General features: G+C 60.3%; 19 protein-coding genes and 3 tRNA genes. 10 read left to right on the forward strand and 12 right to left on the reverse strand.

The genetic code is table 11. The features are described from left to right. The first annotated feature begins 31 nt into the window (after positions 1–31). The 8 genes from trpS to AB5Y76_RS04635 all read left to right on the forward strand — a co-directional run bounded on the left by trpS (position 32) and on the right by AB5Y76_RS04635 (position 7,424). Positions 32–1,036, forward strand: coding sequence for a tryptophan--tRNA ligase (trpS, locus tag AB5Y76_RS04600; RefSeq protein WP_005362251.1), 1,005 nt, complete (start codon positions 32–34; stop codon positions 1,034–1,036). 118 nt (positions 1,037–1,154) lie between these two features. Next, on the forward strand, positions 1,155–1,370 hold the full coding sequence (locus AB5Y76_RS04605; protein ID WP_005334997.1) for a hypothetical protein: 216 nt from the start codon (positions 1,155–1,157) through the stop codon (positions 1,368–1,370). A gap of 21 nt (positions 1,371–1,391) precedes the next feature. Further along, the gene (locus AB5Y76_RS04610) at positions 1,392–1,973 is read left to right on the forward strand and encodes an aminodeoxychorismate synthase component II (protein ID WP_123172540.1); all 582 of its coding nucleotides are present in this window, start codon (positions 1,392–1,394) and stop codon (positions 1,971–1,973) included. Positions 1,974–2,249: 276 nt separating this feature from the next. After that, entirely contained in the window at positions 2,250–3,467 is a 1,218-nt protein-coding gene (locus tag AB5Y76_RS04615; RefSeq protein WP_058055649.1) for an aspartate aminotransferase family protein, read from the forward strand. 76 nt (positions 3,468–3,543) lie between these two features. Then, positions 3,544–4,563 (forward strand): arginine N-succinyltransferase, encoded by a 1,020-nt coding sequence (gene astA / locus AB5Y76_RS04620; protein ID WP_005334994.1) that lies wholly within the window; start codon positions 3,544–3,546, stop codon positions 4,561–4,563. Between the two features lie 45 nt (positions 4,564–4,608). Beyond that, the gene (gene astD, locus AB5Y76_RS04625; RefSeq protein WP_368177689.1) at positions 4,609–6,078 is read left to right on the forward strand and encodes a succinylglutamate-semialdehyde dehydrogenase; all 1,470 of its coding nucleotides are present in this window, start codon (positions 4,609–4,611) and stop codon (positions 6,076–6,078) included. Positions 6,079–6,137: 59 nt separating this feature from the next. Continuing rightward, complete coding sequence (locus AB5Y76_RS04630; protein WP_021229798.1) at positions 6,138–6,935, forward strand: DUF1338 domain-containing protein; 798 nt, start codon at positions 6,138–6,140, stop codon at positions 6,933–6,935. Positions 6,936–7,169: 234 nt separating this feature from the next. Continuing rightward, on the forward strand, positions 7,170–7,424 hold the full coding sequence (locus AB5Y76_RS04635) for a hypothetical protein (protein ID WP_263716913.1): 255 nt from the start codon (positions 7,170–7,172) through the stop codon (positions 7,422–7,424). Positions 7,425–7,508: 84 nt separating this feature from the next. On the opposite strand, the gene AB5Y76_RS04640 is transcribed toward AB5Y76_RS04635, so the two are convergent. Then, positions 7,509–8,111, reverse strand: coding sequence for an HAD family phosphatase (locus tag AB5Y76_RS04640; RefSeq protein ID WP_263716912.1), 603 nt, complete (start codon positions 8,109–8,111; stop codon positions 7,509–7,511). Positions 8,112–8,284: 173 nt separating this feature from the next. Here AB5Y76_RS04640 and AB5Y76_RS04645 point away from each other — a divergent pair, with 173 nt between their 5' ends. Beyond that, the gene (locus AB5Y76_RS04645; RefSeq protein ID WP_263716911.1) at positions 8,285–9,661 is read left to right on the forward strand and encodes an MDR family MFS transporter; all 1,377 of its coding nucleotides are present in this window, start codon (positions 8,285–8,287) and stop codon (positions 9,659–9,661) included. A gap of 110 nt (positions 9,662–9,771) precedes the next feature. Here AB5Y76_RS04645 and nifJ read toward each other — a convergent pair whose 3' ends face one another. The 8 genes from nifJ to pnuC form a co-directional block, all read right to left on the reverse strand. Beyond that, on the reverse strand, positions 9,772–13,317 hold the full coding sequence (gene nifJ, locus AB5Y76_RS04650) for a pyruvate:ferredoxin (flavodoxin) oxidoreductase (RefSeq protein ID WP_263716910.1): 3,546 nt from the start codon (positions 13,315–13,317) through the stop codon (positions 9,772–9,774). Between the two features lie 229 nt (positions 13,318–13,546). Continuing rightward, positions 13,547–15,187 (reverse strand): alpha-glucosidase, encoded by a 1,641-nt coding sequence (locus AB5Y76_RS04655; RefSeq protein WP_263716909.1) that lies wholly within the window; start codon positions 15,185–15,187, stop codon positions 13,547–13,549. Positions 15,188–15,382: 195 nt separating this feature from the next. Continuing rightward, positions 15,383–15,763, reverse strand: a complete 381-nt coding sequence (locus tag AB5Y76_RS04660; RefSeq protein WP_263716908.1) for a DUF1622 domain-containing protein — start codon at positions 15,761–15,763, stop codon at positions 15,383–15,385. A 61-nt stretch (positions 15,764–15,824) separates the two neighbouring features. After that, positions 15,825–16,745: an alpha/beta hydrolase gene (locus tag AB5Y76_RS04665; protein WP_263716907.1), complete on the reverse strand. Its 921-nt coding sequence runs from the start codon at positions 16,743–16,745 to the stop codon at positions 15,825–15,827. Between the two features lie 87 nt (positions 16,746–16,832). Then, the gene (gene yqfB / locus AB5Y76_RS04670) at positions 16,833–17,159 is read right to left on the reverse strand and encodes a N(4)-acetylcytidine aminohydrolase (RefSeq protein ID WP_263716906.1); all 327 of its coding nucleotides are present in this window, start codon (positions 17,157–17,159) and stop codon (positions 16,833–16,835) included. A gap of 42 nt (positions 17,160–17,201) precedes the next feature. Continuing rightward, entirely contained in the window at positions 17,202–17,873 is a 672-nt protein-coding gene (locus AB5Y76_RS04675) for a Crp/Fnr family transcriptional regulator (RefSeq protein ID WP_139733356.1), read from the reverse strand. Positions 17,874–17,978: 105 nt separating this feature from the next. Continuing rightward, on the reverse strand, positions 17,979–18,704 hold the full coding sequence (locus AB5Y76_RS04680; protein ID WP_167573464.1) for a nucleoside phosphorylase: 726 nt from the start codon (positions 18,702–18,704) through the stop codon (positions 17,979–17,981). Between the two features lie 3 nt (positions 18,705–18,707). Beyond that, a complete protein-coding gene (gene pnuC, locus AB5Y76_RS04685) occupies positions 18,708–19,424 on the reverse strand; it encodes a nicotinamide riboside transporter PnuC (RefSeq protein ID WP_263716905.1) in 717 nt (238 codons plus the stop codon). A 263-nt stretch (positions 19,425–19,687) separates the two neighbouring features. On the opposite strand from pnuC, the gene AB5Y76_RS04690 reads away from it, so the two are divergent. Next, positions 19,688–21,520, forward strand: a complete 1,833-nt coding sequence (locus AB5Y76_RS04690) for an SLC13 family permease (protein WP_047437932.1) — start codon at positions 19,688–19,690, stop codon at positions 21,518–21,520. Between the two features lie 218 nt (positions 21,521–21,738). On the opposite strand, the gene AB5Y76_RS04695 is transcribed toward AB5Y76_RS04690, so the two are convergent. From AB5Y76_RS04695 to AB5Y76_RS04705, 3 genes are all read right to left on the reverse strand, one after another. Beyond that, positions 21,739–21,822 (reverse strand) — tRNA-Leu (locus AB5Y76_RS04695). An 8-nt stretch (positions 21,823–21,830) separates the two neighbouring features. After that, positions 21,831–21,907, reverse strand: a tRNA-Met gene (locus AB5Y76_RS04700). A gap of 39 nt (positions 21,908–21,946) precedes the next feature. After that, positions 21,947–22,021: transfer RNA gene (locus AB5Y76_RS04705), tRNA-Gln, on the reverse strand. Positions 22,022–22,025 lie beyond the last annotated feature (4 nt).

Here is a 22,025-nt window from a genome sequence, read left to right on the forward strand (position 1 = left end):
GGCTGGCTGAATAACAAGGATTAACACTCTCATGACTAAACCAATCGTATTGAGCGGAGCGCAACCCTCCGGTCAACTGACCATCGGCAACTACATGGGGGCCCTGCGTCAGTGGGTCAACATGCAGGATGAGTTCGACTGCCTCTACTGCATCGTCGACCTGCACGCCATCACCACTCGTCAGGACCCGGCGGCCCTGCGCAAAGCTTGTCTGGACGCGGCTGCCCTCTATCTGGCGGTCGGTATCGATCCCAAGAAGAGCACCGTCTTCATCCAGTCTCACGTGCCGCAGCACGCCGAGCTGGGCTGGATCCTCAACTGCTATACCCAGATGGGTGAGCTGTCGCGCATGACCCAGTTCAAGGACAAGTCCGCCCGTTTCGAGAACAACGTCAACGTCGGCCTGTTCGGTTATCCGGTGCTGATGGCCGCTGATATTCTGCTCTATCAGGCCAATCAGGTGCCGGTCGGCAACGACCAGAAGCAGCATCTGGAGCTGACCCGCGACATCTGCACCCGTTTCAACAACCTCTATGGTGAGGTGTTCACCATGCCGGAGCCCTTCATTCCGACCGAAGGGGCACGGGTGATGAGCCTGCAGGATCCGACCAAGAAGATGTCCAAGTCGGATGACAACGAAGCCAACTTCATCGGCCTGCTGGAAGATCCCAAGCAGATCGTCAAGAAGATCAAGCGTGCGGTGACCGACTCCGACGAGCCGGCGGTGGTGCGTTTCGACCCGGAAAACAAACCGGGTGTCTCCAACCTGCTGACCCTGATGTCCGGCGTCACCGGTCGTTCCATCCCCGAGCTGGAGCAGCACTTCGAAGGCAAGATGTACGGTCACCTCAAGACCGAAACCGCCGAAGCCGTGGTTGCGCTGTTGGAACCGATCCAGGCCCGTTTCCACGAGTTGCGTCAGGATGAGGCCCATCTGATCGCGATTCTGGCAGAAGGCGCACAAAAGGCGCGCGAAAGAGCTGAAAAAACCCTGACCAGCGTATATGATGTAGTCGGCTTCGTTCCTCGAGCCTGACATACTGGGAAGGTGTAGTAGAAGAGAGCTGGGTATTTGCCTGGCTTTCTTTATTTTCCGCCTAGCTATTTTGTTTAATTTCTTTATTTCAACCTGGGTAATATCCCCAAGAGAAAGCATGCCTGTTCAACCAACTATTTCTGCTGAAGAGCTGAGTGACAAAGGTCACTGGCTACGTAAATTTCGCAAGGCGAAAAACCTCAATACCCTGCAGTTGATGGTCTCCAATGCCATCGACAAGCACCATAAAACCCCTGCCGTTGCTGCCGCCATCTATCTGGCCGAGTGTCAGCGTGAACGGGAAATGGAACAGGGTCGTTATCTCGATCGTTAATTCTCCGCTGTTGGTTATCTCATGCTGTTGTTGATCGATAACTACGACTCTTTTACCTGGAACCTGGTGCAATATTTCGGCGCCCTGGGACAAGAGGTTGTGGTCAAGCGCAATGATGAACTGACGCTTGATACCATAGCGCAGCTCTCCCCCCGTTTTCTGGTGATCTCTCCCGGTCCCTGTACGCCCAATGAGGCGGGGATCTCTCTCGACGCTATCAGCCACTTTGCTGGCAAGCTGCCCATTCTCGGCGTCTGTCTCGGTCATCAGTCGCTGGCGCAGGCCTTCGGCGCCCGCGTAGTGCGTGCCCGTCAGGTAATGCACGGCAAAACCTCGCTCATCCGCCATCGCAATGAGGGGGTGTTCAAGGGGCTCAACAACCCGCTGAGGGTGACTCGTTACCACTCCTTGGTGGTGGAGCGCGACACGCTGCCCGACTGCTTCGAGATCACCGCCTGGAGCGAGCATGCCGATGGCTCGTTTGACGAGATCATGGGGCTGCGCCACAAGACGCTCCCTGTCGAGGGTGTTCAGTTCCATCCGGAGAGTATTTTGAGCGAGCAGGGCCATCAGTTGCTGGCCAACTTTCTGGCGCGTTCATAAAAAGTTGTGATCGCCTTCTCAAGTTCGAGAGAAGGCAAAAAAAATTTCCCTGACACTTTATTCACCCCCTCTCCTGCCCAAATTATCTCTTGCCAAGCCCCCCTGAGTCGTTATGCAATGCGGTTGCCTAAAATCTCAAGAGCAATCGAACATTGTTCCTTATAGGCCGTCTTGTTACAGACTTTTTACTTTATTTCTGTGATAATCCCGTCACGTTTACACGGATTTAACTTTTGGGCGGTGGATTATTCTGTCGCCGAATCGAAGGAGAGCTATATGTCAGAGTTGTTGGCAGTGACACGTGAAGTGTTTGATGAAGTGATGGTTCCCAACTATGCGCCCGCCAAGATCATCCCGGTGCGTGGTGAAGGGTCACGTGTCTGGGATCAGGAAGGGCGCGAGTATGTCGACTTCGCCGGTGGCATCGCCGTCAACGGTTTGGGTCACTGTCATCCCAAGCTGGTCGAGGCCCTGAAAACCCAGGGCGAGAAGCTGTGGCACCTCTCCAACGTCATGACCAACGAGCCGGCCCTGCGTCTGGCCAAGAAGCTGGTCGCCGCCACCTTCGCCGACAAGGTCTACTTCTGCAACTCCGGCGCCGAAGCGAACGAAGCTGCTCTCAAGCTGGCTCGCCGCTACGCCATCGAGAAGTTTGGCGAGCAGAAGACCCAGATCATCGCCTTCAATCAGGGCTTCCACGGTCGTACCTTCTTTACCGTGAGCGTCGGTGGCCAGGCAGCCTACTCAGATGGCTTCGGTCCCAAGCCCGGTGACATTACCCATGTTCCCTACAACGATCTGGCGGCGCTGGCCGAGGTGATCTCCGACAACACCTGCGCCGTGGTGATGGAGCCGCTGCAAGGGGAGGGGGGCATCATTCGTCCTACCGACGAGTTTGCCAAAGGGGTGCGCGAGCTGTGCGATAAACACAATGCCCTGCTGGTGTATGACGAAGTGCAGTCCGGCGTCGGCCGGACCGGTGATCTCTATGCCTATATGGGTCTGGGCGTCACGCCGGACATCCTCACCAGCGCCAAGGCGCTGGGGGGCGGTTTCCCCATCGGCGCGATGCTGACAACCAACGAAATCGCCTCTTACCTGAAAGTGGGCACTCACGGCTCTACCTACGGCGGCAACCCGCTGGCCTGTGCGGTAGCAGAGGCGGTGATCGATGTGATCAATACTCCGGAGGTGCTGGCTGGCATCAAGCAGCGCGAACAGCTGTTCCGCGATGGCCTTGAAGCAATCAACGCCAAATACCACTGCTTTAGCGAGATCCGCGGCAAGGGGCTGCTGCTGGGCGCGGCCCTGAGCGATGCCTACAAGGGTCGCTCCCGTGACTTCCTGCTGGCCTCCATCGATCAGGGGCTGATGGCACTGGTGGCTGGTACCAACGTGGTTCGTTTTGCCCCTTCACTGGTGATCCCGGAAGCGGACATCAAGGAAGGGTTGGCCCGCTTCGAGAAGGCGGTTGCCCAGGTGGTTAACGCCTGATTCCAAATTGAGGTGGGGAGCTCTCCCGGCAGGAGCCGGGACCCCACCTGTCGTCAATGAAAGGGAGTTGTCATTTATGTTGGTTATCCGTCCCATCGAGCAAAAAGATTTTGCCGGGCTCAAGACCTGCGCCATCGAGTCCGGCACCGGCATGACCTCGTTGCCCGTCAACGATGAGTTGCTGCAGCGCAAGATTGATGCCTCTACCCAGACTTTTTCCGACAAGCCCGCCGGCAAGGGGGACTGCCTCTACTTCTTCGTGGCTGAGGATCTGGAGACCGGCGAGATGGTCGGCACCTGTGCCATCGATGCCGCGGTTGGCCTCTCCCAGCCGTTTTACAACTACCACATCGGCAAGGTGGTGCACTCTTCTCCCAAGCTTGGCATCTACAACGTCGTTGAAACCCTGACCCTCTCTAACGACTACACCGGCAACTCCGAGCTCTGCACCCTGTTCTTGCGCGAATGTGCCCGCGAGGGGCTCAACGGCCGCCTGCTCTCCAAGCACCGCTTTCTGTTTATGGCCGAGCACCCCGAGCTGTTTGACGAGACCGTCTTCGCCGAGATGCGTGGCGTCTCCGATGCCAACGGTCACAGCCCCTTCTACGAGTGGCTGCAAACCCACTTCTTCTCGATGGATTTTCCCACCGTCGACTATCTGACCGGCATCGGCAAGAAGCGCTTTATCGCCGAGTTGATGCCAAAGTATCCCATCTATGTCAATTTGCTGAGCAAAGAGGCGCGGGCCGTTATCGGTCAGACCCACGAGAAGACCCGCCCGGCCATCAAGATGCTGCAGGACGAGGGCTTCGTGAACCGTGGCTACGTCGATATCTTCGATGCTGGCCCCACCGTCGAGTGTGACGTGAAGAATATCCGCAGCGTGCGCCGCAGCAAGAAGCTGCGGGTGCTGGTGGGCGAGCCCATCGGTGGCAAGACCCACCTTATCTGCAACAGCCGTTTCGAACATTACCGCGCCTGCTACGGCAATATCCGGGTCGATCTCGACAAGCACGAAGCCATCATTCCGCCCAAGATGGCGGCGGCACTCAAGGTGCAGGATGGCGACATGGTGCGGGTGGTCGACCTCGACTGAGACAAACAGGACAAGCAAACCGATTATCAGACAGGGAGTGAATGGATGAGCCAGTTAGTGCAATTTATCGACGGTCAGTGGCTTGCCGGTGAAGGCAAGCCGTTCGAGTCAACCGATCCGGCCAAAAACGAGGTGATCTGGCAGGGGGCTGCCGCCAGCGCGGCGCAAGTGGATGCCGCCGTCAAGGCCGCCCGTGCCGCCTTCTACCACTGGGCGGACATGAGCCTTGAGGATCGTCTGGCCATAGTGCGTCGTTATGCCGACCTGCTCGGCGAGCAGAAAGAGGCGCTGGCCCTGACTATCGCCCGCGAAACCGGCAAACCGCTGTGGGAGACCCGCACCGAAGTAGCCGCCATGCAGGGCAAGATTGCCATCTCCATCCGGGCGCACGACGAGCGTACCGGCACCGTTGAAAATGCCATGCCGGGCGCCAAGGCGTTTGTCCGTCACAAGCCCCACGGCGTGGTGGCGGTGTTCGGCCCCTACAACTTCCCGGGTCATCTGCCCAACGGTCATATAGTCCCGGCACTGATTGCGGGTAACACCGTGGTGTTCAAACCCTCCGAGCTGACCCCCATGGTGGCTGAGGCCATGGTCAAGGTGTGGCAGGAGGCCGGATTGCCCAAGGGAGTGCTCAATCTGGTGCAAGGGGAGGTCGAGACTGGCAAGGCGCTGGCGGACAATCCCGACATCGACGGCCTCTTCTTCACTGGTTCATCCCGCACCGGCCATTTCCTTCATCAGCAGTTTGCCGGTCAGCCGGGAAAAATTTTGGCGCTGGAGATGGGCGGCAACAACCCGCTGATCGTGAAAGAGGTGAGCGACATCGACGGCGCCGTCCATGCAATCGTCCAGTCGGCGTTTATTACCTCTGGTCAGCGCTGCACCTGTTCCCGCCGTCTGTTTGTCGAGCGTGGCGAGCGGGGCGATGCCCTGGTCAAGCGACTGATCGAGGTGGTCGGCCAGATCAAGGTCGGCCTCTATGACGCCGCCGAGCAGCCTTTCATGGGTTCGATGATAAGCGAGAAGGCAGCACAGGGCATGGTCGAAGCACAAGCCAACCTGCAGCGCCTCGGTGGCGAGAGCCTGCTTACCCTCAAGCACCTGGAAGCGGGTACAGGCTTTGTCTCCCCGGGCATTATCGACGTGACCTCAGTGAGCGCGCTGCCTGACGAAGAGTACTTCGGCCCGCTGCTGCAACTCATTCGTTACGATGATTTCGATGCTGCCATCGATCAGGGCAACGCCACCCGCTACGGTCTCTCGGCCGGTCTGCTGGGGGACAAGGAGGCGGACTGGCACCATTTCTTCAAGCGGATCCGCGCCGGTATCGTCAACTGGAACAAACCCATCACCGGCGCCTCCAGTGCCGCGCCGTTTGGCGGTATCGGTGCCTCCGGCAACCACAGAGCGAGCGCCTACTACGCTGCTGACTACTGTGCTTATCCGGTTGCCTCTGTCGAAGACAGCAAAGCCGCCATGCCGGATCAACTGTCGCCCGGCTTGCGCTTCTAATAACGACACGGGGCATCCAGCGGTGCCCCCATCTGTACCCGCAATCAAAGGAAAGAGAGATGCAAAAGGATATCGACACCCTGTTCAGCCATCTGTGGGACAACTACATCAAGGTGACCCCGAGCGCCCTCAAGGTGCACACCCTGCTGGGTGGCGGCGAGCCCATCGTCAACGATCACGTGGCGTTTCGTACCTACAACCTGCCCAAACTGGGGCTGGAGAAGCTGGCCGCCCACTTTCTGGCGCTCGGTTACGAGCAGAAGGGCGAGTACGTTTTCAAGGCCAAGAAGCTCTACGCCAAGCACTTCGAGCATCAGGATCCGGACGCTCCCAAGGTGTTTATCAGCGAGCTGAAGGTGGAAGAACTCTCCCCAGCGGCGCAGGCCATCATCCACAAGCTGGCCGATCAGGTGCCCGATCATCTGACCGATACCCCAGCATTTCTCTACACCGGTGCCCCCTGGCAGGTCTCCTATGCCGATTATCAGACTCTGCTGGCGGAGAGCGAGTACGCGGCATGGATGGCAGCATGGGGCTATCGTGCCAACCACTTCACGGTCAATATCAACAAGTTGAAGGATTTCGACACCATCCATCAGGTCAATGCGGCGCTCAAGGCGGCGGGTTTCGTGCTCAACAGCGTGGGTGGCGAGGTGAAAGGGGACCCGCAGGTGATGCTGGAGCAATCCTCCACCATGGCTGACAAAGCCGAGGTGCCGTTCAGCGATGGGGTACGTACCATCCCGAGCTGCTTCTACGAGTTTGCCCTGCGCTATCCGCAGGCCGATGGTGTGCTCTATCCGGGCTTTGTCGAGGCCTCGGCGGACAAGATCTTCGAATCGACGAATGCCATGTAACGGGAGCCACCCTGTTTCAGTCGCAACGCCTCCTTTGTGGAGGCGTTTTGTTTGGCGCAGAGTGACGGTATCGGGTGTTGTCTGACGCCGCGTGGGGAGGGGATTTGTACGGCGCCCAATCGGTAAATGTGTGTTGATAAAAATGTGAACTAGATCACTTGAGACGACACAGATTGACGCTGGCGGTGGAGCCAAAAGGAGTAGAATGGCGCTTTATTTTTGCGGGGCCAATCGATGCCTAACTATCACTTTTTCAAGCAGGGTCAGTCGCTTACCTATCTAGATGCCAATGCGCCCAGCTATAGCGATGAGCGTCGTCAACTGGTCGAACAGGGATTTGCCGCCATCGCCGCCCCCACCTTTGCAGATACCCCGGCCGAAGCCCTTGAGCTGCTTCGCACTCATCAGGCACTACAGGATGAGGCCAACGCCCTTTGTCTGACGGTTGCCGCTATTCCGGCGGTGATCGCAACTCTGTCCGGGCACTGACGCTGCCGCCATGCTCACGTGAATAAAAAATGGTGCCACTGTCATGACACCATTTTATCGGTTTGCCTGCGTGCCCTGAGCCGTTTAGCGCTGGTGCAGGTCACCTTCGATGACCAGCACGGTATCCATCCCTGCCGCCTTGCCTGCCTCAAGCCCGATCCGGGTGTCTTCAAACACCAGACAGTTGGCGGGATTGGCGCCGAGCAGCTCGGCCACCCGCAAAAAGGTGTCGGGGTGCGGTTTGTGGTTGGTGACATCATCGGCACTGACCACCACCGAGATATAGGCATCGAGCCCGGTGCTTTTGAGGATGGAGTCCGCCTGATTGCGCGGTGAGCCGGTGCCAATCCCCATCTTCACCTTGCCGTGATAGTGCCTGACCAGCTCCCACATCTTGGGAAAGACGCTGACCTTGTCGATATGTTCCATATAGAGGGCAATCTTGCGACGGGTAAAGGCCTCGACATCTACCGTCAGCCCCTGCTGCTCGGCCAGCATGGCGATGATCTTGAGGGTGGGAATGCCGCCATACTGATAGAGCTGTTCCCGCTCGAAGGGGATGCCGAATTCGGCGCAGGTAAGCTCCCAGGCATCCAGATGAAGGGGCATGGAATCTACCAAAGTGCCATCCATATCGAAAATCAGGGCATCGTAGTGATCAAACCCATACTGCTCAAGCTCGCTCATGGGGGCTCCTCGAATCAAATAGAGCAGGCTAGCAGAAACGGTCGGCATTTTGTGGGATCGGCCTCATGGTTGGGCAGATTGTGGCCGCCGTTTTTTCTATCTCTTGCTGATTTGTGAGACAATAATCCGTTCATTGCCGGATACTTTGGCATATCAGATCAGTGAGTCCGCTTATGACTTCGAAAATATCCCCCAAAACCATCTTCTCCAGTGTGGCGCTGGTGATCGCGCTCGGTTCACTGGAAAAGAGCATCGTCACCACCCCGCTGCCCATGATTGGCGCCGAGTTGCACGCCGGTGCCGCCCTCACCTGGGTGGTCACCGCCTATCTGCTGGCGGCCACCGCCGTGCTGCCCCTCTACGGCAAGCTGAGCGATCTCTTTGGCCGGGTGCGGATGCTCAATATCGGTATCGGCCTGTTTCTGGCGGGCTCGGTGGCCTGTGCGCTCTCCCAGGATCTGCCGACCCTTTTGGCGGCACGGGTGCTGCAAGGGCTGGGGGGCGGAGGTCTGATTGCCCTCGCGTTTACCGTGATTGCCGACACCATTCCGCCGCGGGAGGTGGGCAAATATCAGGGCTACATCTCGGCAGTCTATGCGGTCTCCAGCATCGCCGGCCCCTTGCTCGGCGGCTATTTCACCGAGCAGCTCAGCTGGCGCTGGATCTTCTGGATCAACCTGCCGCTCGGGGCGCTGGCGGTCTTTCTCATCAACCGCAACCTCAAGCAGCTCAACGTACGTCGCCACAGTCGCTTCGACTGGAAGGGGGCGGGTCTGCTGATTACCGTCACCACGCTCACCCTGTTGCTGCTCTCGCCGGAGGCGGCGCTGCCTGCCGTCTGGCTCTCGGCGGCACTGGGCGTGGCACTGCTGCTGCTGATTCTGATTGAGCGGCGCGCCCACGACCCCATTCTGCCTGCCCATCTGGCCCGGTTGCCCGGCTATCTGGTGAGCGTGCTGCTGGTGATGCTCTCCCAGTTGCTGATGTTTGCCGTGCTGGTCTATCTGCCGTTGCAGATGCAGTGGCAGAAGGGGATGAGCGCCAGTGAGAGCGGGATGAGCATGGTGATCTTCATGATCTGCATCACCGCCGGCGCCTTTGTCGGCGGCAAGTTGATAGGCCGTACCGGTCACTACAAGAGCTTTGTCGCGGTGGGCTTTGGCCTCGCGGCGGTGGCGCTCTGGCAGATCCACTTCGATGCCTGGGTCAAGCTGGCGCTCGGGTTTGCCGGTATTGGTCTCGGTCTGGTGCTGCCAGCCCTCTCGGTGGTGGTGCAGAACGCCCTGCCACGGGAAGATCGCGGCATCGGCATGTCGCTGTTCAACTTCGGACGGGAGCTCGGTGGTGCCGTTGGCGTGGCTATCTGCTCCATGCTGTTTCACTTGCGCCTGCCAGCCGGCAGCGGTGGCGATCTGAGCCGGCTCGCCCCCGATCTGCTGGCCCCGGGCTTCAGCGCGACTTATATCGGCATGGCATTGATCGCCACGCTGGCGCTGCTCATCACACTGCTGGCGTTGAAGCGCCATGAGCTGGCCTCCATCAGCGCCTGATTTGGCCTGCGCCGATATTGGCTCACCATAGATAGCATCAGGGCTCCCCGCGGGGAGCCCTGTTGTTATTTGGCGGATAGAGTGGCTGCTGCCATCAAGCCATGCGCGAGTTACTCCTGCGCTGGACTCTCCTTGCCCGCCAGCTGGCTCAGCCAGGCGAAGCGGCGGTTGGCCTCCTGCTCAGCCTCTTCATAGAGCTGGCTGGCCACCTCAGGCAGCTGGCGCTCCAGCCGCTGGAAGCGGGGCTCGTGGCGCAAGGTCTCGGCCAGCGAGGCATTGGGGGCCCGCGAGTCGAGCGCCAGCGGCAGTTTGCCCTCGTCAGCGCGGCGCGGGTCGAAGCGGTAGAGCGGCCAGAAGCCGGTGGCGGTCAGCTGTTTCATCTGCTCATGGCTCTCGGCCATGTCGTAACCATGCTCCTCGCAGGGGCTGTAGGCGATGATGAGCGACGGCCCCGGATAGGCTTCCGCCTCCTGAATCGCTTTTACCGTCTGGTTCATCTGGGCGCCGAGGGAGATCTGCGCCACATAGACGTGGCCATACATCATCATGCTGGCCCCGAGATCCTTGCGCGCCTTTCGCTTGCCCTGCTCGCCAAACTTGGTGATGGCACCGAGTGGCGTCGCCTTCGACTGCTGGCCGCCGGTGTTGGAGTAGCACTGGGTGTCGAGCACCAGCACATTGATGTTCTCCCCCAGACTCAGCACATGGTCGAGCCCGCCAAAGCCGATGTCGTAGGCCCAGCCATCGCCGCCGATGAGCCAGACCGATTTTTCCACCAGATAGTCCGCATCGCGGGCCAGCTCTTGGGCTGCCGGGGTCTGGCTCTCCTGCAGCAGCGCTCGCAACTGCTGGATATGGGCCCGCTGCTCGGAAACCGGCAGAGTGGCATCGCCGAGCGCCTCGCGCAGCGCAGCCGGTATGGTGTCGCCCAGGCTAGCCAGCAGACGGCGTACCCGCTCCCTGTGCTGATCGACGGTGAGACGGAAGCCCAGTCCGAACTCGGCGTTGTCTTCAAACAGCGAGTTGGCCCAGGCCGGCCCGCGCCCATCGGCGTTGGTGGTATAGGGGGTGGTAGGCAGGTTGCCGCCATAAATCGACGAGCAACCGGTGGCGTTGGCAATCAGCAGCCGATCGCCATAGAGCTGGGTCAGCAGCTTGATGTAGGGGGTCTCGCCACAGCCGGAGCAGGCGCCCGAGTATTCAAACAGCGGCGAGATGAGCTGGGAGGTGCGGATGTCGATGCGTTCCAGCTGCTCGGCGCTGCGCTCTGGCAGGTCGAGGAAGAAATCGTAGTTGGCCTTCTGCTCGTCGAGGTGATCGAGGCGTGAAGCCATATTGATCGCCTTGCGATCCGGGTTGCTGCGATCCTTGGCCGGGCACACCTCGACGCAGAGATTGCAGCCGGTGCAATCCTCCGGCGCCACCTGCAGCACATACTGCTGGCCGCGCATGTCACGGGATTTCACATCCAGCGCATCCAGGGTAGCGGGAGCTGCGGCCAGCGCATCCGGTTCCACCACCTTGGCGCGAATGGCCGAGTGGGGACAGGCGGCGACGCAGTAGTTGCACTGGGTACAGAGCTCCGCCTCCCAGATGGGGATCTCCTTGGCGATATTGCGCTTCTCCCAGCGGGTGGTGCCGACCGGCCAGGTGCCATCCGGTGGGAAGGCGGAGACCGGCAGGCTGTCACCCAGCCCCGCCAGCATGGCGGCGGTGACGGTCTGGACAAAGTCGGGGGCCTTGGCCGAAACCACCGGTGGGCGGGGGCGGCTGGCGGGATCCAGCTCGCCAAGTTGCACCCGGGTCAGGGCGGCGCAGGTTGCCTCCAGTGCCATCCAGTTGCGCTCGACTAGTGTCTGCCCCTTGCTGCCATAGCTGGTGGCGATGGCCTGCTTCAGCAGGCTGGTCGCCTCTGCGGGGGGAATGATGGCGCTGAGCTGGAAGAAGGCCATCTGCATCACGGTATTGATGCGGTTGCCGAGCTGGCAGTCGCGGGCAATCCTGGCGGCGTTGATGATGTAGAAGCGCGCCTCTTTCTCGCGCAGGGCGTGCTGCACCTCGCTGGGGAGGCGCTGCCAGATCTCCGCTTCGCTGTAGGGGGTGTTGAGCAGGAAGATGCCGCCCGCCTTCAAGCGTTCCGCCATCCGGTACTTGTCGACAAACTGCCACTGATGGCAGCCGATAAAGTCGGCCTCTTCCACCAGATAGGCCGATTGCAGCGGCCGCTCGCCCACCCGCAGGTGAGAGACGGTGAGGCCGCCCGCCTTTTTGGAGTCGTAGACGAAATAGCCCTGCGGATAGAGGCCGGTGTGGTTGCCGAGGATCTTGATGCTGTTCTTGGCCGCCGAGACGGTTCCGTCGCTGCCAAGGCCGTAGAAGAGCGCCTCCAGCTTGTGCTGGTGGCTGTGAATGAGGCTTTGCGAATTCAGCGCGGGCAGCGGTAGTGAGAGACCTGTGATGTCATCGAAGATGCCGACGGTAAAGCGCGGGCGCGGGTTCTCCTGTGCCAGCTCGGCAAACACCGCCAGCGCGCAGGCGGGGCCGAACTCTTTGGAGGAGAGGCCGTAGCGACCCCCAATCACTCGCGGCAGGCTTGCCCGCTCGCCCCGGCTGACCGCTTCGGCCAGCGCCGTCATCACGTCGAGGTAGAGGGGCTCGGCCTGTGCGCCCGGCTCCTTGGTGCGATCCAGCACGGCGATGGTGCGGGCACTCTCGGGAATCGCGGCCAGCAGATGCCCGGCCGAGAAGGGGCGGAACAGCCGCACCTTCACCAGACCTACCTTCTCCCCTTGGGCCAGCAGGCGCTCGATCACCTCCTCGCAGGTGCCGATGGCTGAGCCCATCAGCACCACAATCTGCTCCGCCTGCGGGTGGCCGACATATTCAAACGGCCGGTAGTGGCGGCCGGTCTGTTCGCCAAATGCCTGCATCGCCTCGCTCACATGGCCATAGGCGGCGTCATACCAGGGATTGCTCGCCTCCCGGCACTGGAAGTAGGTGTCCGGGTTGGCGGCGGTGCCGCGAATGACCGGTTTGTCGGGGGTGAGGGCCCGGTCACGATGGGCACGGATGGCATCTGCCGGCAGCAGGGCTCGCAGGGTGTCGTCAGCGAGCGGCGCTATCTTGGCGATCTCGTGAGAGGTACGAAAGCCGTCGAAGAAGTGGATAAAGGGGAGGCGGCTGTTGAGGCTCGCTATCTGCGAAATCAGGGCAAAGTCCTGCGCCTCCTGCACATTGCTGGCACAGAGCATGGCACAGCCGGTCTGGCGCACCGCCATCACGTCCGAATGATCACCAAAAATCGATAGCGCATGGGTCGCCACGGTGCGCGCCGCCACATGCAGCACGAAGGGGATGAGCTGACCCGCCAGCTTGTAGAGGTTGGGGATCATCAGCAGCAAACCCTGCGACGAGGTAAACGAGGTCGCCAGCGCGCCGGTCTGCAGGGCGCCGTGGACGGCGGCGATGGCGCCCCCTTCCGACTGCATCTCGACAACCCGGGGCACATCTCCCCACAGGTTCTTGCCCCGCTCGCTCGACCAGGCCGACGACTGCTCAGCCATGGCCGAGCTGGGGGTGATGGGGTAGATGGCGATGACTTCGCTGGTGCGGTACGCCACCGAGGCGACTGCGTTATTCCCGTCTGTGGTGATCATCTGTTTTCCACTTTGCTATGCCAGTTTGAAGGCCGATAGTTGCATCGGCAATGGATAGGGCGCAGGCATAGTAAGAGGGGCAATGAGAGCGTATCAAACGGGATAAATAATCAATTAATAAGTCAGTAATAGTGGTTAATTTAATCCCGTCGCGTGGGGGCCTGATTTTCTGCTGGTAGCCGGTGGGGTGGCGATTGACGGGCCATTGCTTTGGCCCGTCAGCACGGGGTTAATCCTGATCCACTTGCAGCCAGATGGCGCACTGATAAGGGGCGAAGAGTGGCAGCGGTTCGTTTGGGTAATTGGCCAGCAGCAACCGCATCTCGTCTGTCACCTTGTCGAAGTGGGGCATCGGCAAGGGGTTCGCCGTGAGATTGGCGAGCAGCAGCAGGGTGTGCTGCTCTCCGCTGGCCGGATCCTGCCAGTGGCGGCGATAGCTGATGCGCTCGGGATCATCCCCATCCAGCAGCTCGAAATTGCCGTGGCGAACGACAGGGTGAGCCTTGCGCAGGGCGATAAGCTGGCGATAGCAGTGAAACGGCGAGTCGGGGCGGGCCAGCTGCTCGGCGGCATTAATCTCGATGTGATTGGCGTTGAGGGCAATCCAGGGTGTGGTGGCGCTGAAACCAGCGTGGGGGCTGGCGTCCCACTGCATCGGGGTACGGGCGTTGTCGCGGCCGATGGCATCGAGCCGCCGACTCAGCTCGGCAGGATCCAGCCCTGACTGGCTGGCGCGGTAGTTGAGCGCCTCCACATCGCGCAGCTCGCCCGGCTGCCAGTGGCGGTTGGTCATGGCGAGCTCCTCCCCCTGATAGATAAAGGGAGTGCCCTGCATCATATGCAGCACCATGGCCCACTGCTTGGCGCTGGTTTCACGCCATTCTGGCCTGTCATCGCCAAAGTGGGAGACGGCGCGGGGCAGGTCGTGGTTATTCAGAAACAGGCTGTTCCAGCCCTGCCCATGTAGCCCTTGCTGGTGGCGGGTCATGGCTCGCTTGAAGGCGAGGGGAGCAAAGCGGGAGGTCCACTTGTCACTGCCGAGCCCCAGATGCTCGAAGTTGAACACCATGCTGAACTCGCTGCCATCGTGGTTCGAATAGTTCTGCATATGGGCGAGATCGGCCCCCCAGGTCTCCCCCACCGTAATGATCCCCTTGCCGCCGAAGCTCGCAGCATTGAGCTCGCGGATATAGTCGTGCAGGCGCGGGCCATTGCTCATGGCCAGTCGGTCCCACTCCTTACTCACCATGTCTATCACATCGAAGCGAAATCCCTTGATCCCTTTGCCCAGCCAGAAGTTGATCACCGCCGCCATTTCGGTCCGCACCGCCGGGTTGTCCCAGTCCAGATCGGCCTGACTGGGATCGAAGTTGTGCAGGTAGTAGCGATCAAGCTCCGGCACGTACTGCCAGCCGCTGCCGCCAAAAATCGAGGTAATGGGGTGAGCATCGACAAAGGCTTGATCCCGGAATACGTAATAACCCTGATAACGGGGATCCCCGGCCAGCGCCTGCATAAACCACTCGTGCTCGGTGGAGGTGTGGTTGGCGACGATATCCATCATGATGCCGATGCCGTGAGCGGCCGCTTCGGCTATCAGTTGCTCCATCTCGGTCAGGGTGCCGAAGGCGGGGTCGATGGCACGGTAGTCCGCCACATCGTAGCCGTTGTCCCGCTTGGGGGAGCGATAGATGGGGGTGAGCCAAAGCATATCGACCCCGAGGGTGGCCAGATAACCGAGGCGCTGACGGATGCCGTTGATGTCGCCCATGCCGTTGCCATCGCTGTCCTGAAAACTCATGGGGTAGATCTGGTAGATGACGCAGCTATCGAGGTCGATATCGGGCGTGTGGAGGGAGTGCGTATTCATCAGCGTGGCCGGTTGGGGGAAGAGATTTTCTATCTTACCCAGATGAGCGGGCAGTCAACAGGGCAGGGGAAGTCTTGAAAAGGGTTCCATTATTGGCTGATTGCCAAAAGTGAGGGGAGGGTCACAAAGGTGCCATCCCAAGCCACTGCTGTGGTCGGGATGGCGGTTTACTCATATGCCCTGGGGCATGAGCCGTTATCGGGTGGCCCCGGCCTGCTCGGCGTTTGGCTCCTGCTGGCGTTCTGCTTGTGCCTCCAGCTCCTTGCCGAGGAAGTAGTTCAGGAAGGTGCGGATCACCGCGATGATGGCGAGACGAATGAGCTCCTCCTTGCTCGGCGCCACCGTGGTGGCCAGGATGTCTGCGGCCAGCTGGAACTCCAGCGCCAGAATGAGCCAACTGCCAAAGCAGAGACGAATACGCGGAAAACCGGGTTGGTGATCCCGTACTCTTGCCGCCAGCCAGAGGGTCTTGCCAAGCCCTATCACCACACAGGCGATGGAGATGATCTCCAGCAGCAGCTGGAACAGCTCGACCCCGTGCATCATCCCCTCTTTCAGGCTCGCTATCTCAAACACTCGGGTCACCCCCATGATTCAAAAGAGGACACTATTAACACATCGCTCGGCAAAGGCCAAATCAGAGTCTCCTGATAAGCAGTGAGAGCTGTTCGATGAGCTGACGCGCAGCGGGACTGACTCCGGCCAGTTGGAAAAAGCCGTGTATAACACCCAGTTGCCGCTGACAGGTAGCCGTGACACCGGCTTGCAGCAGTTTGCGATAGAAGGCTTCCCCCTCATCGCGCAGCGGATCATATTCCGCCGTTACGATATGGGTCGGCGGTAATCCTGACAGGTCCGGATGGTGGAGAGGGCTGGCTTCGGGATGAGTGACGGGCTGCTCCCCCAGATAGGCGTGAAAACCGCTTAACAGCATGTCGCGGGTGATGAGGTAGTCATCCCCTAGCTGCCGATAGCTGTCACTGTTGCCCGCAGCATCGAGCATCGGATAGATGAGCAGTTGGGCGGCAGGCAAGGGGGCCCCTCGCTCCTTGAGTCGCAAGGTGGTGATCAGGGCGAGGTGGCCGCCGGCACTGTCTCCCGCAAGGACAATCCTTGCCGGATCCCCATGCCATTTCTCCACATCGGCCATGATGGCGAGCGTAGCAGCCAGTGCGTCGTCGTGTCCTGCAGGATAGGTGTGTTCGGGTGCAAGGCGGGTATGTACCGCGAACACCAGTGCTTTGGCGCGATTGCACAGCATCCGCATCTGGCGGTCGTGAGTGTCGAACTCACCGCTGACAAAACAGCCGCCATGAAAGTAGATCAGGGCCGGACGGCTTGCACTTGAGGTGGACGCTGGCTGATAAAGGCGAACGGAATAATGGCCGTTTTGCCACTCTTCGACAGCGCCAACCTCCTCCTGTTCACCACCCAATATGGCTGAAGCAAGATAGCCTTCACGCCGCTCCTGCCAGCTCAGGCTGCTCGCCTTGGGGCGGCCTGCGGCAATGAATTCTGCCACCATGGCCGCAATGGCCGGTTCAAGTTGTGTATCCATAACGCACCAATTGCTGTATATAAAAACAGTTATTTTGCGCTTTTAGCCAAAGAGCGCAACCGGCGTTAGCTGAGGCAGCTCACAAAATCAGGCTTCAATCAGCACGAATTCAATCACATAGAGCGGCGGCAGATCGGGGTAGATCTCGCGGATCACCTGTTTGAGCTCGGGGAGGGTCATGTTCTCCTGACGGGCGTGCTCGTCATTCAGTTCATCGAAGGCGACCGCCTTGACCGAGAGCACCTCAATGTTGCCAAAGGGCTGGTGTTCCGGGTTGGTGAACAGCGCCAGCCGCTGGCCGGGCTGCCAGTTGGCCTCGCTCTCGTCGCGGATGGTGATGGTCTTGCGGCCCGCCTGAATATCGGCAACGAAGCGGCTGAAGAAGGTGAATTCGGGATAGGGATGGGCAGACATGGTGACTCCTGACAGGGTGAATCGAAATGAGGTGAATGGAAATCAAAGATCGAGATAGGCGCGCAGCCTGGCCAGATCGGCGATAACGGGGCCGTCGCTGCCGTCGGCAACAATGCCCTGTTCGATCAGCTCCTTGAGGGCGCGGCGGTAAACCCGCTCTGTGGTGCCAAAGCGCGCCGCCTCGTGGGCCCGTTTGCGCGATCCCAGCATCGGAGTGCGCTGGCGCTCACGCCACAGCTCATAGGCGATGTTGTAGGCGATGGGGTGGAGCAGCCGGCTGGTGGTGATCTCCAGGGTGTCGAGATAGTCGCTGGCAAGCGCGGCGGCAAAGAACAGGGTCAGCTCGGGTTCGGCCAGCAGCCGCTGGGCCAGCTTGTGGGCACAGATGACCCTGGCATCCAGCTCGGTCTCGGCCACCACGTTCCACTGCACCGGGGTGGCGCTGAAGAACTCCATTTCGCCGAAGATCTGGCTGTGACACTCAATCTCGCCGAGTTGGAAGCGGCGGCCCGAGTGCACTGTGCTGTTGAGGGAGACCCGGCCATGTTCGACCAGATAGAGTTGCTCGCTCTGCTCCCCCTGGCGCATGATCAATTCGCCCGGCAGGTAACGGCGCAGAAACAGGGTGCAGGCGTCGAGCGCCGCGGCAAAGCGGGGTTCAAGCTGCTGGAGTTCGGCGTGAAAACGGCCGAGGGGGTAGGGCTGTTGCTGCATGACTTGCCTGTCGCACCGGATGACGAGGGCCATGAGGCTAGCAAGAGTGCGGGCCGGATACCAGCCCGCACGGTAGCGGATGTGCCGCAGTTAACGGTTTGCGCTTTATTGCACCAGAGCGTGGAGGGCGGCCGCGATGGCGTGCTGCTCACCGGTCATCATCGCCTGTTCGGCGCTAGCGTAATCCGCTACCCCTTGTTGCACATCCTGCTCGAACAGCACCACGTTGCAGAGCACTGCGGCGACCCGCACCTTGCGCAGGCGACCCACGGTCAACAGGGAGGCGGTCTCCATGTCAGCGCCGAGCACACCACGGGCATGCCAGTAGCGGCACACCTCCTGCTCATCATCCCGATAGAAGCTGTCGTGGGAGCGCACCAGCCCGTGCCAATGAGGCTGACTGCCGGTCGCCACATGGTTGAGCAGGGCCGCTTGCAGCCAGATATCGGCGCAGGCGGGGTACTCGGCGGGCAGATAGGCCTGTGAGGCCCCTTCATTGCGTACCGCCCCTTCCACCACGATAAGATCGCCAAGACCGATGTCGTGTTGCAGGGCACCGGCGGAGCCGACCCGAATAAGCGAGTGGGCACCGGCTTGCACCAGCTCCTCCAGCGCTATGATGGCCGAGGCGCCGCCGATGCCGGTGCTGCAGACCGTGATGGGCAGCCCCTGATAGTGGCCGTTGATGAGGCGAAACTCCCGGTTTTGCCCCAGCACTTCACACTGTTCGAGCTGGCTGGCGATGCGATCGACCCGGGCCGGGTCGCCGCACAGTACCACCCGCTCGGCAATCTGGTCGGGGCGGCACTGGAGATGGGGTAACAGACTCATGGCTTACAGACCTTGTGGCTGGCGCTTGGCGGCAATCACCCAGAGGCGAGTGCCGTTGGCGGCGATAAACAGCAGGATCAGGTACTCCAGCGACATGGCGTAAACGCCCTGCGCGGCATAGACACCGATGCTGATGATGTTGATGACGACCCAGAGGATCCAGTTCTCCACGTATTTGCGGGTCATCAGGATCTGGGCGACGACCGATAGCACCGTCATGCTGGCATCCCAGAACGGGAAGGCGTCGGGGGAGGGCTCGGGGGTGGCAAGGTTGGCACCAAACAGGTTGAGCAGGGAGACCGAGGCGCGTGCCAGGGTGGCGAAGACCGGGTCGATATAGCGGGTCAGCAGGGCGATGGCCAGCACGCTCACGGCGGCGGTCACCATCAGTTTGGATCTGCTGAGCCAGCGGATCTGCAGGGTATCCCCTTGCTCGTTGGCGGGGCGGGTCCAGGCGTACCAGCCGTAGACGTTGGCGCAGAAGAAGAACAGCTGCAGCAGCAACAGCCCGTAGAGCTGGATCTGGAAGAAGATGATGGCAAACAGGCTGACGTTGATCAGACCGAACAGGTAGTTGATGGTCTTCTCCTGACTGGCGAACCAGATACAGGCCAGACCAAACAGGGTGCCGATGGCTTCAATCCATGACATGGCATAGCCGCCACCCAGCGGGATGGTCACTAGCGTGTTATTGATGCTGAACAGCTCGAATATGCTCATTTTCTGATCCTTGGGCATGAGGGTTAGTATGCGAGGGCGCCATTCTAAGGGGTGAGGGGGAGGAGGGGCAGGACTTTTGTCCGCCCCGGGCTTGGCCCATATCAAAGAAATCGCCGCTGCTGCCCGGTTATTCCAGCAGTGATGGGTTATGGGGCCCCGGCGGGCCGGACTTTATTGATATGTAGCAAGATGATAGCGCCATTGCTGTGGTCTGATAGAGTCCACTCTCCGGGAGGAGAATCACGTGATAAAAGGAGGTTGCATTGAATTCCGAGCTTGTTTGGGTGCTCTGTCTGCTGGCTGGCGCCATCTATCTCTTTATGACCAACAAGGTGCGCATGGACGTGGTCGCCCTGTTGATCATTATCCTCTTCGTGCTGAGCGGCACCCTCACCCTGCCGGAGGCGCTGGCGGGCTTTAGCGATCCCAACGTTATCCTGATTGCCGCCCTGTTTGTGGTTGGTGAGGGGCTGGTGCGCACCGGCATCGCCTATCAGGTGGGGGATGCGCTGGTGAAGGTGGCGGGCAGCAGCGAGACCAAGCTGCTGGTGCTGCTGATGGTGGCGGTGGCGAGTCTGGGGGCTGTGATGAGCAGCACCGGGGTGGTGGCCATCTTTATCCCTGTGGTGCTGAGCGTGGCGAACCGGATGGGGATCCCGGCTGGTCGCCTGATGATGCCCCTCGGTTTTGCCGGGCTTATCAGCGGCATGATGACGCTGGTGGCCACGCCCCCCAACATGGTGGTCAACAGCGAGCTGATGCGCCACGGCATACATGGTTTCGGGTTCTTCGATTTCACCCCCATGGGCGTGCTGATCCTGGGGCTGGGCATCCTCTACATGCTGCTGGTGCGCGGCTCCCTGGTGGGTGAAGGGGAAGAGGGCAAAGGCAAGCCGACCGGGCGCCGCACCCTGCGCGATCTCATCCGAGACTACCGACTGGCCGGTCGGGCCCGTCGTCTGGCGCTGCGGCCTGACTCCCCGCTGATTGGTCACACCCTGGACGAGCTGCAACTGCGTGCCCGTTATGGTGCCCACGTCATCGGGGTGGAGCGCTGGCGCAAGTTTCGCCGGGTGATGGTGCCGGTGTCGGGGATAAGTGAGTTCCAGGCCAAGGATGTGCTGCTGATCGACATGTCAGACCCCGAGGTGGATGTGCGGGCGTTTTGCAGCGAGGCGCGGCTCGAACCCATGATCCTGCGCGGGGAGTATTTCTCCGATCAGGCGCGGGAGGTGGGGATGGCCGAGGTGTCGCTGATCCCCGAGTCCAAGCTGCTGGGTAAAAGCGTGCGTGAGGTGACCTTCCGCTCCAGCTATGGCCTGAGCGTGGTGGGGCTGCGCCGCGACGGTGAGGCACTGGCAGGCAAGCTGGTAGACGAGCCGCTGCAGATGGGGGATACCCTGCTGGTGGTAGGGAACTGGAGCCACATCAGACAGTTGCAGACCCATAGCCGCGACTTTCTGCTGATGGGGCTGCCCGCCGAAGTGGACGAGATGGCCCCCGCCCGCAGTCAGGCGATCCATGCCCTCTTTTGTCTTGGAGTGATGATCCTGCTGATGGTGACCGATCCGGTGCCCAATGTGATTGCCGCGCTTATCGCCTGCCTGCTGATGGGCAAGTTTCGCTGCATCGATATGGAGAGTGCCTACAAGTCGATCCACTGGCCGACCCTGATCCTCATCGTCGGTATGCTCCCCTTCGCGCTGGCGCTGCAAAAAACCGGCGGGGTGGATCTGATCGTCGGTGGTCTGATCAATGCGGTAGGGGAGATGGGGCCGCGGGTCATGCTGGCCAGCCTGTTTGCCCTCTGCGCGGTGATCGGGCTCTTTATCTCCAACACCGCCACCGCAGTGCTGATGGCGCCCATTGCGCTGGGCACGGCCCAGCAGATGGGGGTATCACCCTATCCGTTTGCCATGACCATTGCCATCGCCGCCTCGGCCGCTTTTATGACGCCGGTCTCGTCACCGGTGAATACCTTGGTGCTGGGGCCGGGCAACTACAAGTTTGCCGATTTTATCCGTATCGGGGTGCCATTCACCCTGTTGGTGATGGCGGTGAGCGTGGTAGCGATCCCCTGGTTCTTCCCGTTCTGATAACCGGGATGATGAATGTGTGCACCAGCGGCCTGCGGGCCGCTTTTTTATGGCCGGGAGACAAGAGTGGCAAGGCGTGCTCGGAATCAGTGAAGAGTGATGTGGACGGGAATTAACGTGGAGATGGGTTAATAGAGGAGCGAGAGAAAAACTGGGGAGAGGCAAATGCCAGATACAAAAAAACCAGCGTGAGCTGGTCTGTTTGGTACTGCTATTAATGGTGCGGAAGGAGAGACTCGAACTCTCACGCCTAGGGCGCCAGAACCTAAATCTGGTGCGTCTACCAATTTCGCCACTTCCGCAATATTAATGGTGGCTATGACGGGATTCGAACCTGTGACCCCCGCATTATGAGTGCGATGCTCTAACCAACTGAGCTACATAGCCGTTTGTTATCGACCACTGATGTGGAAGAGAACAGAAAAATGGCTGGGGTACTAGGATTCGAACCTAGGGATGGCGAGATCAAAACCCGCTGCCTTACCGCTTGGCGATACCCCAACAG

The organism is Aeromonas sp. R1-2 (assembly GCF_040908505.1).
GTDB lineage: Bacteria > Pseudomonadota > Gammaproteobacteria > Enterobacterales > Aeromonadaceae > Aeromonas > Aeromonas veronii.

Excerpts from the sequence above, each read along its gene's own strand:
- trpS (WP_005362251.1), top strand. The coding sequence starts at position 32 with ATGACTAAACCAATCGTATTGAGCGGAGCGCAACCCTCCGGTCAACTG.
- AB5Y76_RS04605 (WP_005334997.1), top strand. The coding sequence starts at position 1,155 with ATGCCTGTTCAACCAACTATTTCTGCTGAAGAGCTGAGTGACAAAGGT.
- AB5Y76_RS04610 (WP_123172540.1), top strand. The coding sequence starts at position 1,392 with ATGCTGTTGTTGATCGATAACTACGACTCTTTTACCTGGAACCTGGTG.
- AB5Y76_RS04615 (WP_058055649.1), top strand. The coding sequence starts at position 2,250 with ATGTCAGAGTTGTTGGCAGTGACACGTGAAGTGTTTGATGAAGTGATG.
- astA (WP_005334994.1), top strand. The coding sequence starts at position 3,544 with ATGTTGGTTATCCGTCCCATCGAGCAAAAAGATTTTGCCGGGCTCAAG.
- astD (WP_368177689.1), top strand. The coding sequence starts at position 4,609 with ATGAGCCAGTTAGTGCAATTTATCGACGGTCAGTGGCTTGCCGGTGAA.
- AB5Y76_RS04630 (WP_021229798.1), top strand. The coding sequence starts at position 6,138 with ATGCAAAAGGATATCGACACCCTGTTCAGCCATCTGTGGGACAACTAC.
- AB5Y76_RS04635 (WP_263716913.1), top strand. The coding sequence starts at position 7,170 with ATGCCTAACTATCACTTTTTCAAGCAGGGTCAGTCGCTTACCTATCTA.
- AB5Y76_RS04640 (WP_263716912.1), bottom strand. The coding sequence starts at position 8,111 with ATGAGCGAGCTTGAGCAGTATGGGTTTGATCACTACGATGCCCTGATT.
- AB5Y76_RS04645 (WP_263716911.1), top strand. The coding sequence starts at position 8,285 with ATGACTTCGAAAATATCCCCCAAAACCATCTTCTCCAGTGTGGCGCTG.
- nifJ (WP_263716910.1), bottom strand. The coding sequence starts at position 13,317 with ATGATCACCACAGACGGGAATAACGCAGTCGCCTCGGTGGCGTACCGC.
- AB5Y76_RS04655 (WP_263716909.1), bottom strand. The coding sequence starts at position 15,187 with ATGAATACGCACTCCCTCCACACGCCCGATATCGACCTCGATAGCTGC.
- AB5Y76_RS04665 (WP_263716907.1), bottom strand. The coding sequence starts at position 16,745 with ATGGATACACAACTTGAACCGGCCATTGCGGCCATGGTGGCAGAATTC.
- yqfB (WP_263716906.1), bottom strand. The coding sequence starts at position 17,159 with ATGTCTGCCCATCCCTATCCCGAATTCACCTTCTTCAGCCGCTTCGTT.
- AB5Y76_RS04675 (WP_139733356.1), bottom strand. The coding sequence starts at position 17,873 with ATGCAGCAACAGCCCTACCCCCTCGGCCGTTTTCACGCCGAACTCCAG.
- AB5Y76_RS04680 (WP_167573464.1), bottom strand. The coding sequence starts at position 18,704 with ATGAGTCTGTTACCCCATCTCCAGTGCCGCCCCGACCAGATTGCCGAG.
- pnuC (WP_263716905.1), bottom strand. The coding sequence starts at position 19,424 with ATGAGCATATTCGAGCTGTTCAGCATCAATAACACGCTAGTGACCATC.